We start from the raw sequence: 13,436 nt of genomic DNA, 5'->3' as shown, positions 1-13,436 counted from the left end.
GGGCCGGACTGCGGCGCGCACCCGGCGGGTTCGGCGGCGGATTGCTCTGGGCCGCAACGGGCGCCGGACTGCTCGCGGGCGCGGAGACCCTGATTCGCCGGGCCGATCAGCGCCATGCCGAGCGGGTGCGCAAGATCGGCCCGATGGGTTCGCACAGTCCCGTCCCCGAGGACGGTTTCGGCACCGAACCCGGCCTGTCGCCGCTGATCACCCGCGCGGGCAAATTCTATGTGGCGGACGTGAATTCGCGGCCCCCGCGCATCGATCCGATGCAGTGGCGGCTGTCCATCGGCGGCAAGGTCGCGCACCCGCTGCGCCTGTCCCTCGACGACCTCGCCGAGCAGGCGGTCGAATTCGACGCCGTCATGGTGTGCGTGCACAATACGGCGGGCTCCGGCCGCGCCGGCAATGCCCGCTGGCTCGGCGTCCCGCTCACCGCCCTGTTCGCCCACGCCGTCCCCGAACCCGGCGCGACCCGCCTGATCACCCGCGCCGTCGACGGCTACACCATCTCCCTCCCGCTGGAACCGCTGCGCACCGGCGAATGGCCCGGCTACCTGGTCATCGGCATGAACGGCGAACCGCTGCCGCCCGAACACGGCTTCCCCGCACGGGTTTTCGTCCCCGGCCTCTACGGCCAGTACACCGGCGCGAAATGGCTGGCCGGACTGGAACTCTCCGACGACAGCCACGTCGACTACTGGTGGCGGCGCGGCTGGCCCAGCGAACCCATCTGGGTCCGCCCGCAAGCCCGCATCGACGTAGCCGCCTGCGCGACACCGGGATTCGGCGGCAAGTGCACGGTGGCCGGTGTAGCCTGGGCGCCCCCGCAAGGCGTCTCCGCCGTGGAGATTCGGGTAGACGAAACCGACTGGCTCCCGGTCGAACTAGGTTCCGAAATCGCCCCCGCCGCCTGGCGTCGCTGGCGCACCGTAGTAGACCTCTCACCCGGCGAACACACCATCGAAGCCCGCGTCACCAGCCGCTCCGGCGAAACCCAGGACGGCAACGTGCGCCCGCCCTACCCTCTCGGTCCCGGCGGCTTCCACTCCGTAACCCTCTACGCCTGACCCGCCGAAGCCTCAGCGGACGTGGCCCACGCCGTCATTCCGGCGTGCTTTCGGCCGGAAGTCTCACCGAAGCGGACGCGGTAGCGGGCATGACATCTGTCATGGCCGAGTCGTGACGGCCGGCCGAGGCACCCGCGCCGCACCCGGCCGACAGTAGAACCATGAAATCTGAGTTCACGTCACCGCGCGGCCGGTTCGACACCGGGTCCATCCCCGCGAACGGCGGGGTAGTGCACGCCCGTGCCGCGTGCTGACATGTCGCCCGCCCTACCAGCCACGGATCCGGTCGCCGGGCTCCTCGGGCTGCCGCCTGCGGTAGCGTCCCGCGTTGTGGACGAGGAGGCAATTGCGCGGCGGCGGCGGGTCGGCTGGATATTCGCCGCCATCTGGTCGGTGTACCTGTACGGCCTGCTGCACGACGCGTGGCGGCTCGACGACCTGACGGCGCGGATCTACGCGCTGGTCATGATCGCGGCCTTCGGGATCTGCTATGTCGGTTCGTTCTGGTTGCTGCTGCGCGGCCCGGTGAACCGGGTGATCTGGCCGAGCCCGGAACCGAAACTGGTGATCGTGCCGGTGCTCGTCCTGAGCGCGCTGGCCGTGGCGGCCGCGGTGGCGCTGGGCGGGGAGGCCACCGGCTTGGCCGTCTACATCGGCTCGTTCATCGCTTTCACCCTGCCGGTCAAACGCGCCGTCGTGTTGCTGGTGGTCCTGCTGCTCGCGGCGACAGTGATCCCGCAGCTGATCGCCGGTGCGCCACCGGACTATTCGGCCATGCAGCAGGTGGCCATGGGCTCGTTCGCGGTCGGCGGCATCCGGCAGCTGATTCTGCGCAGTCAGCAATTGGATGTGGCGCGCAAACAGCTGACCGAGCTGGCCGTGGCGGAGGAACGGCTGCGGGTGGGACGGGACGTCCACGATATTCTCGGGCATTCGCTCACGGTCATCACGGTGAAAACCGAACTCGCGCAACGGCTCATCGATATCGACGTGGAGCGGGCCAAGGCCGAGCTGGTCGATATCGAGAAGCTGGCGCGGGAATCGCTGGCAGGAGTGCGCACCACCGTCGGCGGCCTGCGAGAAGTGTCCCTCGCGGGCGAGCTGGCCAATGCGCGCACCGCCCTGCGCGCGGCGGGCATCGAAGCCGACCTGCCGGATTCCGACGACCTGCCGGTGCGCGACAGCGTGGTGTTCGGCTGGGTGCTGCGCGAATCGGTCACCAATATCGTGCGCCACAGCGACGCCCGGCGCGCCGTCGTGCGCGTCACCCCCACCAGCATCGAAATCGCCGACGACGGTACGGGATTGGGCGACGGCGCGAAATTCGGTTCCGGTCTCTCCGGCCTGCGGGAACGAGTACGGGCCACCGGCGGCACGCTCACCGTCGCCAACCGTCCCGAGGGCGGATTACGGGTGCTGGCAAGCTATCCCACGGACCGGAACCGGGAGAAGGAATGATCAAACTGCTGCTCGCCGACGATCAGGCGCTGGTGCGCGGGGCGCTCGCGGCGCTGCTGAGCCTGGAACCCGATCTGGAGATCGTGGCCGAGGTGGGACGCGGCGACGAAGTACTGGCGGCGGTCGAGCGCAGCACCCCCGACGTGGCACTGCTGGACGTGGAAATGCCCGGTATGGACGGCATTTCGGCCGCGGCGGAACTGCACGCCAAGTTCCCGGCGGTCCGCATCCTCATGGTCACCACCTTCGGTCGTCCCGGCTACCTGCGCCGCGCCATCGACGCCGGAGCCAGCGGCTTCGTCGTCAAGGACACTCCCGCCCGCGAACTGGCCGACGCCGTCCGCCGCGTCCACATGGGGCTGCGCGTGGTCGACCCCGCCCTGGCCACCGAAACCCTCACCGCCGGAACCTCACCCCTGACCGCCCGCGAACGCGAAGTCCTCGCCGCGGCCGCCGACGGTGCGACGGCCGGCGCCATCGCCAAAGCGCTGCACCTGTCGGAAGGCACCGTCCGCAATCACCTCTCCGCGGCCATCGGCAAAACCGGCACCCGCACCCGCGCGGAAGCGGTGCGAGCGGCCGAACGCCTCGGGTGGCTGTGAACCCTCGGGGCTAGAAGCGGCCGCCGCGGCTGATGCGGCGGGAGCCGTTCGAGCCGCCGAACGAGCCGGGGGCGTAGCCGCCGCCGGAACTGCCGCCGCCGCGGTAACTGCCGCCCATGCCGCGCAACATGCCGTCGATGAGGATGCCGCCGAGAATCGCTCCGGTCTGGGAGTTCGGAGACGATTGCGCGGCCTGCCATTGCTGGACGGCGGCCTGGGCGGTGTGCAAGGCGCGGGTGCCGAGTTCGGCGGCGCGCTGCGCGTACGGGAGGGCTTGGGCCGGATCGGAATTCGCGAGCTGGTTGGCCTGATCGAGATTGCGCTGGGCCTCGGCGAGCCGGGTGCGCGGTTCGGCGTCGACGCCGCCGCGCCGGGTGCCGATGAAATCGGAGGCGGCATTGATCTGACTCTGCGCCGCCGTGATGGCCTGACCGAGGCGGCGGCGCAGTTCGTCGTCGGCGAGTTTGCGATCGGTGGCGGCGGCGATCGCCTTGTCCAGCTCGGTGTCCGCGGCCACCGCCTGCTGGAAGGTGCCGAGCGGATTGGCCGCCCCGGACGCGCTCGCCTGCTCCCGGGCCTGGCGCGCGGCCTCGGCGGCGCCGGCGAGTTCGGGGCCGCCGTGCGCGGTGAGGGTGGCGGCGGTGGCGAGATCGCGATCCAATTCGGCGATGATGCCGGGCAATCCGGCCCGCGCCTGATCGATATCGGTGGCGGCGGTGTCCACCGCGTCCAGGAGCTTGCGGGCGGCGTCCACGGCCGATTCCGCGCCCCGGATGGCCGCCACCGCCGCGCCCTGCTGACCGACCGGTTTGGCCGCGGCGGCCCGCCCCTCGGCGATCCCGCGCTCAGCGAAGGCGATGCGCTCGCGGGCCATGGACACATTGTCGCGAATGGGCCCGAGCACCGACGCCGGTTGCGCGGCAACCAGTCCGGCGAGGGTGGCCTCGGAATTCGGGGCGCGGGTGGTCAACTCCACCACGGCCTGGGTGAGCGCGTCGAGCCGCTGGCCGGCATTGATCAGCAGATTGCGCATGGCGTCGAACTCGGCGACCTTGGCATCGAGTTCGAGATCGGCGCGGCCGCAGGTGCTGATCAGTTCGACCAGCATGCGGCGCTGCTCATCCGGGGTCTCGGGAATGTCGTCGTCCAGTTCCTGGCGGATCGAGAAGGCCTTGGCGAGTGCGGCTTTCGCGGCCTCCAGCGCCGAGGTGAACGGCGAGGTGGCGGACGCGCCGAATTCGTCGGTGGCCAGGCGCAATTCCTCGGTGGAGGTGCGAATCGCATTGTCGGCGTCCACCAGGACCTCTTTGGACCAGCTGTCCAGACTGCCCAGCGGAAGGGCCGCCAGCGCCGCGGTATCGGTGGGATCCACCTTGCGCGCCGCCGCCAGCTCCGCCTTGGCCCGCCGGGCCGCACGGCCCCGCGACCACAACCAGATGCCGACCACGATCAGGATCACCACGAGCGCGATCACCAGCAGCGTCAGGAAACTCACCCCGCCGCCGGACCCGTTCATGGCCGCGGAGAGCCCGTCGGCCGCCGCCAATCCCGCACCCGCCCAATCCCCGGCCCGCAGTTTCGGCTCCACCTTGTCGATGAGCAGGTCGTCGACTTCCTTGTCGCTCACCGAATCCGGCGTGGTCCCGGTGAACGCGTAAGCCCGGTCCTCGGTGGCCACCGACAGCAGCACATCGCGATCGCCGAAGCCCGAGGCTCGCGCCGTCTGCTCGCCCCACGCCTGCGCGTCCATGCCGGAGAAGTCGCGCACGTACACAACCCACAGCCGCTCATGGTCTTTCGCGTACAGCGCGTCGATGGCGGCCTGCAGCTCGGCGGTCTGCCCGCCCTTCAGGGCCCCGGCCTTGTCGGTCACATAGGTGGGCAATCGCTGGGGCTGGTCCGCACCCGCCGCGCCCGCGCCGAGGCCGAGCAGCGCCAGCGCCAGCAGAACTCCGGTGACGATCAGCGTCAGGGCACGCTTCGATTGCCGCATGGCACGAATCTATCCGCCCGTACCGGGCGCCGGAGATTCTTCCGCGCACCCGTGTCGGACGCCATGACTACGATCGAAGACGTGATCACGATCGAAACCCCCTACACGGGTCATGTCGCCCCCGGTTCGAACGCGCAGCTCCGCGAAGTTCCCGGCGCGCGCATCGTGAAGATGTCGGTCGGCGCGATGGACAACAACACCTACCTGGTGCAGTGCGCGAACACCGGCGCGACCCTGCTCATCGACGCCGCCAACGAAGCGGACCGGATTCTCGAGCTGATCGGGCAGCAGGCGCCCGGCGGCGTCGAGCTCATCGTCACCACCCATCAGCATCCCGATCACTGGTGGGCGCTCGCGGACGTGGCGACCGGCACCAAAGCCCCGACCGCCGCGCACCCGCTGGACGCCGAACCGCTACCCGTGCCGCCGGACCGGCTGCTGGCCGACGGCGAGAAGCTGCGCATCGGCGACCTCGAGCTCGAGGCCGTCCACCTGCGCGGGCACACGCCCGGTTCGGTCGCGCTCGCCTTTACCGACGGCGCCGGCCGCACCCACCTGTTCACCGGCGACTCCCTCTTCCCCGGCGGGGTCGGCAAGACCGGCAGCCCGGAGCAGTTCACCTCGCTGCTCGGCGATGTGGAGTCGAAGCTGTTCGGCCGCTACCCCGACGACACCGCGGTGTACCCGGGCCACGGCGACGACACCACGCTCGGCACAGAGCGCCCGCACTTGCCCGAGTGGCGGCGGCGCGGTTGGTAAAGCTCCGGAACCGTGCTCCCGAACCCGACTGGATGACCGGCGAATTCGAGCCGGAGCCCCGCGGCGGCTGCGTCTCGGGCGCCTTGCGCTGGGCGCGCCGGCTGCTGGCCGGCGCGCTGCTGATGGCCCTGCTGGTGGTGTGTGGCACCGCCGTGCGGGTCTGGCAGGTGGCCCGGATCAGCGATTACGCCAAGGCCGACGCGATAGTGGTGCTGGGCGCCGCGCAATACGACGGCACCCCGTCCTCGGTGTTCGAGGCCCGCCTGGACCAGGCCGGGAAGCTGTTCAAGAAGGGCATCGCGCCGCTGGTGGTGACGGTCGGCGGCAAACAGGTCGGCGACAACTACACCGAGGCCGCGTCGGGCAAGAGCTACCTGCGGAAACAGGGCGTGCCCGGCGATTCGATCCTGGCGGTGGAAACCGGTTCCGACACTTTGCAGAGCGTGGAGGCGGTGTCCAAAGCGCTACTGGCGCGCGGCAAGACCTCGGTGGTGCTGGTCAGCGATCCGTGGCATTCGCTGCGCACCCGCACCATGGCCCGCGATGCCGGGCTGGCGGCGTGGACCGCGCCCACCCGCACCGGGCCCGCCGTCTACACGCGGGAATCACAGGCGCACGGCATTTTCCGGGAGACCTTCGCGCTGCTGTGGTACCAGTTGAGCCACTACTCGGCGGATTTCAAATACACGGCGGATCAGTGAAGTCATGAACGCGCGCATCGACTATGACCGGGTGTACTCCGACGCGGATCGGGAGCGTCTGGTACCGGAAACCGACGGCACCGCCGGCTTGAGCTGGTCGCCGTGCCCGGCGCGGCGCAGCGATTTCTCCCGGGACCGTGCCCGGGTGCTGCATTCGGCGGCGCTGCGGCGGCTGGCCGACAAGACCCAGGTGATGGGTCCGCGCGACGGTGACACGCCGCGCACCCGGCTCACCCACTCACTGGAAGTGGCGCAGATCGGGCGCAGCATCGCCGACAGCCTGGGCTGCGATCCGGATCTGGTGGATCTGGCCGGGCTGGCGCACGATATCGGGCACCCGCCCTACGGGCACAACGGCGAGAAGGCCCTGGACCAATTCGCCGATCGGCACGGCGGTTTCGAGGGCAATGCCCAGAACCTGCGCATCCTGACCCGGCTCGAACCCAAGGTGCTCGACGAGCGCGGGCACAGCTTCGGGCTCAACCTGACCCGGGCGGCACTGGACGCGGTCATCAAATACCCGTGGGGCAGAACGGGTCCCGGCTCCAAGTTCGGCGCCTACGACGTGGACCTGAATCGGCTGGCCTGGGTGCGCAAGGGCGCGCCGGACCGCCGGCAATGCCTGGAATCGCAGATCATGGACTGGGCCGACGATGTCGCGTACTCGGTGCACGACGTCGAGGACGGCGTCATCGCCGGGCGCATCGACCTGCGTATTCTCGCCGCTCCGAGCGAACGCCGCACCCTCGCGGAACTCGGTGCGGCGCAACACCGTTCGCTCACCTCCGACGAGCTGGTGGCCGCCGCGCAACGGCTCTCGGAACTGCCGGTGGTGGCCGCTGCCGCCGCCTACGACGGTTCGCTGACCGCCTCGGTCGCCCTGAAGCGCCTCACCAGCGATCTGGTGGGCCGGTTCGCCACGGCCGCGGTGGAGGCCACCCGGGCGGCCTGGGGCGGACGCCAATTGTCCCGTTACGCAGCCGATCTGGAGGTGCCGCCGGTAGTGGCGGCCGAAGTCGCGGTGCTCAAGACCATGGCGTTGCGCTTCGTGCTCGACGATCCGATCCACCGGGTGCGGCAGGTCACCCAGCGCGAACGCATCCTGCTGGTCGCCGAACGCCTGCTGGCCGCCGCGCCGCGCGGCCTGGACCGGCTGCTGCTGCCCTGGTGGGAGGAAGCCGCCGACGACACCGCCCGGGTGCGGGTGGTGGTGGATCAGATCGCCTCGCTCACCGAGAGCCGCCTCGAGCGGATCGCCGCGGCGATACCCTGAGCATGGTGACGAACCGGTCGGCAGGGGACCCGTCGCGCACCGCAGTCGCGAGCCAGACGGGGGTGGCAATGCTGTACGGCGTGGAGCAGACGGTCGATCTCGACCGGTATCCCCTGGACTGCCGGGACGTGCCCGGCCTGCTCGCGGTCATCGAACATGCCCGCGACGAGCTGGCCACCACCGGATTGGTGGTGGTGCCGGAGTTCCTGCGGCCGGAAGCGGTGGTCGGCATCGCGGCCGAAGCGCTGCTGGACGCCTCCGCGCCGCGCCTGACCGCCTACGACCGGATACCGGGGACGGCGGCGGTGAAACAGCTGTATCGCTGGGAACCGTTGCTGGGCTTCGTATCCCGGGTGGTGGGGGAGCCGGTGCATCGGTCGGCGGACGCGCTGGCGGCGATGACCGTGCAGATGGATCCGCCGGGGACGGGGCAGGAATGGCATTTCGACATGTCGGAGTACACGGTCGAATTGCATATCGTGGCGCCGGAACAGGGTGGGGTGCTGGAGTATTCGCCATTGCCGATGGATTTCCCGCCCGCCGGGCCGCCCGGGGTGCGGCGGCGGACGGTACAGTTGCTGGCCACCGCGCCGGGGGCGCTGGTGCTGTATCCGGGGCGGCGGGCGCGGCATCGAATCACGTTGGTGCGCGGGAACATTCCGCGGGTGGTGGTGAGTATGGCGTTTCATTTGCGGCCGGGGCAGCGGCTCAACGATCAGGTGCGGCGGCGGTATTTCGGGCGTACGGAGTGAAGGTCCGAGTTGCGGGCGCGCGTTCGGGTCAGAGCGCGTCGTGCAGGGCCAGATAGTGGGCGATGCTGGTCGCGGGCGGGCCATCGGCGACTATGCGGCCTTCGTCGAATACCAGCACGCGGTCGAAGTCGGCGAGCAGATCCAGATCGTGGGAGATCACCACCAGCCGCTGCGGGAGTTCGGCCAGCAGCTTGGTGACGCGGCGCTTGTTCCGCAGATCGAGCAGCGTGGTCGGTTCGTCGAAGATCACGTACTCCGGCCGCACCGACAGCACGGCGGCGATCGCCAGCATCTGCTTCTGCCCACCGCTGAGCAGATGCGCGGGATGATCCCGGAATTCGGCGAGACCGTACTCGGCCAGCACCTCCGTCACCCGCTCGCCGATCTCGGCCTTCCCGAACCCGTGATGCTTGAGCCCGAACGCCAGATCCTCCGCGACCGTCGGCATGACGATCTGCACATCCGGGTCCTGGAAGACGAACCCGACCCGGCGGCGCACCTGCCTGCCCTGCTTGCGGGTATCGAGACCGTCCACCCGCACCCGGCCCGCGCTCGGCACCTGCAGGCCGTTCAGCAGCCGCGCGAAGGTCGATTTACCGGAGCCGTTCGAGCCGATCACGGCGATGCGGTGCTCGGTCAGCTCCAGGTCGAGTGCGCGCAGCACCTCGCGTTCGCCGAAGCGGTGGGAGACGCCCTCGAGTTCGATCATGCGCGGGCGGCCGTGTCCCGGACCGGCATCAGCGGGTAGGCGCGCTTCACCGCGAGCGCGGCCAGCGAACCGATCACGGCCTTGAAGACATCGCCCGGCAGGAACGCCACCGAGGTGGTGATGGCCTTGGACAGCGGCAGGTCCAGCACGGTGGCCATCCACGGAATTCCGATGGCGTACAGCACGATCGCGCCGCCGAAGAAGTTGATCAGCACCGCGATGGGCAGGTTGTAGTGCTTCCACAGCCGTTCGGTGAGCAGGCCGATCACCAGCGCGCCGAGCGGATAGGCCAGCACGAAGCCGCCGGTGGCGCCCATGATCACCGACATGCCGCCGCGCCCGCCCGGCAGCACCGGCAGGCCCGCGAACACCAGCACATCGAAGAGCAGGATGGCCAGCGCACCGCGTTTCGCGCCCAGGATCGAGCCCGCCAGAATGACGCCGAGGGTTTGCGAGGTGAACGGCACCGTCGTCCCCGGCAATTGGATCAACGGAAAGAAGCCGAGTACCACCATGATCGCCGCGAACAGCGCGATCTGGGCCAAATCCCTACTACGCACCCGGGAACACTATCGGTTTCAGTCCAGGCCGCGGGCGTCCAGGGCCTCGCCGACCCCATCGGCCATGCGCAGGGTGCGGATGAGTAGCGGGACCAGGAACACGGTGCTGCGCTCGATGCCGCGCGCCCGTTGCGCGGCCCGCACCAGTTCGGCTTGTTCGCGGATGACCGGAACGAATCGAATGGTCATGGCGACCAGCAGGCCGACTCGCTCCGGGCGGACGCCGAGGGGTTTCAGCGGGCGCAGGGCGCGTTCGATGGTGTCGATCATGGCGGCGGTGCGGGTGGTCAAAGTCACCAAGTTGGCGAGCAGGATCAGCGTGAGCAGGCGCAGGCCGACGGTGAGCGCGCTGTCGCGGCCGACGAACAGCAACTGCGCGAGCATGATCAGCAGGAGCACCGGGGTAAGGGTGAGCAGTTGCCGCCCGGTCATCCGGAACGGGATGCGCGCGAGTGCATACAGCCCGAGCACGACCGCGAGGGCGACCGCCAGCCAGGCGATCGAATTCACGAAGAACAGCGCGGTCCCCGCGACGGCCAGCACCAGCAGCTTCGCCCCGGCGGGCACGGTATGCACCGGCGTCCGGGCGTCGTGGTACAGGCTCAGCACCCGTAGATACTGGCAGACGGGACCCGGTGATCTCGCAAGCCGGGGGTAACTCGTCGGGTACGTCCGAAATGGGTTCGGCACCCGGCCGCCGGCACGCGTGCGAGACGGTTGACGGATCCAAGTTGTGCGCTGGAGTCGCGGAGAGGCGGAACAGCTAGACTCGCTCGCGTGGCCGGCCGACTTCCTGACCGCGATATCGCGGCGATTCGTGAACGTGTTCGGATCGAGGATGTGGTTGGTGAGTACGTCGCGTTGAAGCGGGCGGGCGCCGACTCCATGAAGGGGCTCTGCCCCTTCCACGACGAGAAGTCGCCCTCGTTCCATGTGCGGCCCAATCATGGGCATTTCCATTGCTTCGGATGCGGTGAGGGCGGGGACGTTTTCGCCTTCCTGCAGAAGATCGAGCACATCGGGTTCGTCGAGGCCGTCGAGCAGATGGCGGACCGGCTCAACTACAAGATCAATTACGAGGGTGGCGGCACCTCGGTCCAGCGGGACCGGGGCACCCGGGCCCGGCTGGTCGCCGCCAATGCCGCGGCGCACGAGTTCTACATGGCGCAGCTCGGCGAGCACGAGGCCGAGGCGGCGCGAAAGTACCTGACGGACCGTAATTTCGACCACAATGCCGCTCACCAGTTCGGCTGCGGGTACGCGCCCGGCGGCTGGGACACGCTGACGAAACACCTGCTGCGCAAGGGTTTCGAGTTCAAGGAGCTGGAAGCCGCGGGCCTGTCCAAGCAGGGCCAGCGCGGCCCCATGGACCGGTTCAACCGCCGCCTGCTGTGGCCCATCCGCAATCTCGGCGGTGAGGTGATCGGCTTCGGCGCGCGCCGGTTGTACGACGACGACACCATGACCGCCAAGTACATCAACACCTCGGAAACGTTGCTGTACAAGAAGTCCCAGGTGCTCTTCGGGCTCGACCACGCCAAGCGCGAGATCGCCAAGGGCCATCAGGCCGTGGTCGTGGAGGGTTACACCGACGTCATGGCCATGCACATGGCCGGCGTCAAAACCGCCGTCGCGTCCTGCGGCACCGCTTTCGGCGACGAGCACCTCGCGATCCTGCGCCGTCTGCTCATGGACGACAACTTCTGGCGCGGCGAGATCATCTACACCTTCGACGGTGACGAGGCGGGCCAGGCGGCGGCCCTGAAAGCCTTCTCCGGCGACCAGAAGCTCGCGGGCCAGACTTATATCGCCGTCGCGCCCGACGGCCTGGATCCGTGCGAACTGCGCCAGCGCAACGGCGACGGCGCGGTGCGCGACCTGGTCGCCCGCCGAGTCCCCCTGTACGAGTTCGTGATCCGCGGCCTGCTCGCCGAACACAACCTCGACGCCCCCGAAGGCCAGGTCGAGGCCCTGCGCCGCGCCGTCCCGGTGGTGGCTCAAATCAAGGACTTCGCCCTCCGCAAGGCCTACGCCACCAAGCTGGCCGGCTGGGTCGGCTGGGACGACATCCAGCTGGTGGTCCGCCGCGTCGGCGAGGAAGCCCGCAAAACCGCCCGCACCGGCACCAAACCCGGCATCCCCGAACGCGAAGCGCGCCAATCGGTTTCCGACCAGCCCGCAGCCCGCCCCAGCCCCGCCGACCCCACCCTCCTGGTCCAGCGCCAGGCCATCGCCGCGGCCCTGCAATACCCCGCCTACGCCGGCCCCATCTTCGATTCCCTGGAACCCGAAGCCTTCACCCACCCCGCGTACATCACCATGCGCGCCGCCATCGCCGAAGCCGGCGGCGCCTCCTCCGGCCTGGGCGGCGCCGAATGGGTAACCCTCGTGGCCGACAACACAGAAGACCTCACCATGCGAGCCCTGGTCTCCGAGCTGGCCGCCGAACCCCTCCCCGTCAAAGCAGCCAGCGACATCCCCCGCTTCGTCACCGGCGTCCTCGCCCGCACCCAGGAAGCCTGGGTAGGCCGCCAGATAGCCGCCCTGAAGTCCAAACTTCAGCGCATCTCCTCCACCGAACAAACCGACGACTACATGGCCCTGTTCGGCGACCTGGTAGCCCTCGAGCAATACCGCAAGAGCCTGCTCACCCAGGCCATGGGCAACAGCGACGATTTCGCGTCGACCTAGCCGGCCACTCTCCGGTCGAGTTCTGAAAAAATTCAGAACTCCGGCCTACAATGAGGTGGATGGGTAGGCAATGGCCATACCCGGACCCCTCAGGAGAGGTGCGGCGCGATGGTTACCGAAGTCCAGTGGAGTGAGCTACAGCGCGACCCGAAGCAGGTCGCCCGCCTGGCCGACGAGGGCGCTGTCCGTGTTCGCCGCCGCGACGGCGTCCCCCTCCTCCTGATCCGCGAGGACCGCGCCGAAGCCCTCTCCGAAGGCTCGATCACCGCCGCCCGCGCCCTCCGCAACGTTCTCGTGCACCTGCCCCACGACATCGCCGCCCGCGCACTCCTCGACGAATTCCCCTGGGTCGACGTGCTTCCCGAGCACTCCCGAGCCCAGTTCGTCACCGACTTCGCCCGCGCCTTCCAAGCGTCAGCAGAACTCGGCGAATGGTCCGTCCTCGCCCAAACCATCCGCGAATGGCGCGCCACCGCAGCCATCCACGCCGATCCGTCTCTCGCCCAACAACTCTCCGGCCCCTCGGACGACGACCTCGGCCCAGTCCCCGAACCGATAGGGGAATGACGGGTGTCAGCCAAACGCGGCGACCGCGTTGCCCCACCCGCGCAACCAGGGATGTGGGAGGCCCGCTTCGCGACGAATGCCGCTGCCAGCGGATGGGAAGAATTGTGTCGCACAGCACGATCCAACACCTGGGAGGCGTGGATCGTACTCACTGAACGACCGACGACGCCGGAGAATCCGGCCCGTCAGCATCGACTGCGAGGCGACTTCGCCAGTCACGTCATCCGAGGCACGTGCCTGGATCAATGGCAGTACGAAGTCACCGCAGGCGGTCGCATCTGGTATTGCACCGACCCCGACA

The 13,436-nt window shown here is 69.3% G+C and carries 13 protein-coding genes; 9 read left to right on the top strand and 4 right to left on the bottom strand.

Annotated elements, in window-relative coordinates; all coding sequences use genetic code 11:
* The 3 genes from NY1_RS27820 to NY1_RS27810 all read left to right on the top strand — a co-directional run.
* Nucleotides 1-1,070: molybdopterin-dependent oxidoreductase (locus NY1_RS27820; RefSeq protein WP_157762507.1), on the top strand; the 1,070-nt coding region annotated here is incomplete at its 5' end.
* Nucleotides 1,071-1,400: 330 nt separating this feature from the next.
* Nucleotides 1,401-2,528: a sensor histidine kinase gene (locus tag NY1_RS27815; protein WP_169815401.1), complete on the top strand. Its 1,128-nt coding sequence runs from the start codon at nt 1,401-1,403 to the stop codon at nt 2,526-2,528.
* Complete coding sequence (locus NY1_RS27810) at nt 2,525-3,130, top strand: response regulator transcription factor (protein WP_067719556.1); 606 nt, start codon at nt 2,525-2,527, stop codon at nt 3,128-3,130. Before NY1_RS27815 ends, NY1_RS27810 begins: the two co-directional genes overlap by 4 nt.
* Nucleotides 3,131-3,140: 10 nt before the next feature.
* Here the strand turns inward: NY1_RS27810 and NY1_RS27805 are convergent, their stop codons facing one another.
* Nucleotides 3,141-5,123, bottom strand: coding sequence for a TPM domain-containing protein (locus NY1_RS27805; RefSeq protein WP_067719554.1), 1,983 nt, complete (start codon nt 5,121-5,123; stop codon nt 3,141-3,143).
* 63 nt (nt 5,124-5,186) lie between these two features.
* Between NY1_RS27805 and NY1_RS27800 the strand changes: the two genes are divergently transcribed.
* Genes NY1_RS27800 through NY1_RS27785 form a run of 4 tightly spaced genes read left to right on the top strand, consistent with a single transcriptional unit; the run spans nt 5,187 to nt 8,608 of the window.
* The gene (locus tag NY1_RS27800) at nt 5,187-5,882 is read left to right on the top strand and encodes an MBL fold metallo-hydrolase (RefSeq protein WP_067719644.1); all 696 of its coding nucleotides are present in this window, start codon (nt 5,187-5,189) and stop codon (nt 5,880-5,882) included.
* Between the two features lie 32 nt (nt 5,883-5,914).
* Entirely contained in the window at nt 5,915-6,583 is a 669-nt protein-coding gene (locus tag NY1_RS27795; protein ID WP_067719550.1) for a YdcF family protein, read from the top strand.
* Between the two features lie 4 nt (nt 6,584-6,587).
* Nucleotides 6,588-7,856, top strand: coding sequence for a deoxyguanosinetriphosphate triphosphohydrolase (locus NY1_RS27790; RefSeq protein WP_067719546.1), 1,269 nt, complete (start codon nt 6,588-6,590; stop codon nt 7,854-7,856).
* A 5-nt stretch (nt 7,857-7,861) separates the two neighbouring features.
* Nucleotides 7,862-8,608 carry a HalD/BesD family halogenase gene (locus tag NY1_RS27785; RefSeq protein WP_157762505.1) on the top strand — a complete coding sequence of 249 codons (747 nt, stop codon included), beginning with the start codon at nt 7,862-7,864 and terminating at the stop codon, nt 8,606-8,608.
* Nucleotides 8,609-8,636: 28 nt separating this feature from the next.
* Here NY1_RS27785 and NY1_RS27780 read toward each other — a convergent pair whose 3' ends face one another.
* Genes NY1_RS27780 through NY1_RS27770 form a run of 3 tightly spaced genes read right to left on the bottom strand, consistent with a single transcriptional unit; the run spans nt 8,637 to nt 10,486 of the window.
* On the bottom strand, nt 8,637-9,317 hold the full coding sequence (locus NY1_RS27780; protein WP_067719541.1) for an energy-coupling factor ABC transporter ATP-binding protein: 681 nt from the start codon (nt 9,315-9,317) through the stop codon (nt 8,637-8,639).
* The gene (locus NY1_RS27775; protein WP_067719540.1) at nt 9,314-9,877 is read right to left on the bottom strand and encodes a biotin transporter BioY; all 564 of its coding nucleotides are present in this window, start codon (nt 9,875-9,877) and stop codon (nt 9,314-9,316) included. The genes NY1_RS27780 and NY1_RS27775 overlap by 4 nt, the downstream gene beginning before the upstream one ends.
* A gap of 18 nt (nt 9,878-9,895) precedes the next feature.
* Nucleotides 9,896-10,486, bottom strand: coding sequence for an energy-coupling factor transporter transmembrane component T family protein (locus NY1_RS27770; protein WP_067719537.1), 591 nt, complete (start codon nt 10,484-10,486; stop codon nt 9,896-9,898).
* A 168-nt stretch (nt 10,487-10,654) separates the two neighbouring features.
* Here NY1_RS27770 and dnaG point away from each other — a divergent pair, with 168 nt between their 5' ends.
* Both dnaG and NY1_RS27760 read left to right on the top strand, forming a co-directional pair.
* Nucleotides 10,655-12,568, top strand: coding sequence for a DNA primase (gene dnaG / locus NY1_RS27765; RefSeq protein ID WP_067719535.1), 1,914 nt, complete (start codon nt 10,655-10,657; stop codon nt 12,566-12,568).
* Between the two features lie 108 nt (nt 12,569-12,676).
* Nucleotides 12,677-13,135, top strand: a complete 459-nt coding sequence (locus NY1_RS27760) for a hypothetical protein (RefSeq protein WP_067719532.1) — start codon at nt 12,677-12,679, stop codon at nt 13,133-13,135.
* Nucleotides 13,136-13,436: the final 301 nt, after the last annotated feature.

Source organism: Nocardia yamanashiensis NBRC 100130 (genome assembly GCF_001613325.1).
Taxonomy (GTDB): Bacteria; Actinomycetota; Actinomycetes; order Mycobacteriales; family Mycobacteriaceae; genus Nocardia; species Nocardia yamanashiensis.
The sequence above is the reverse complement of the archived record's forward strand: the minus strand, read 5'-3'. Positions and strand labels throughout refer to the sequence as shown.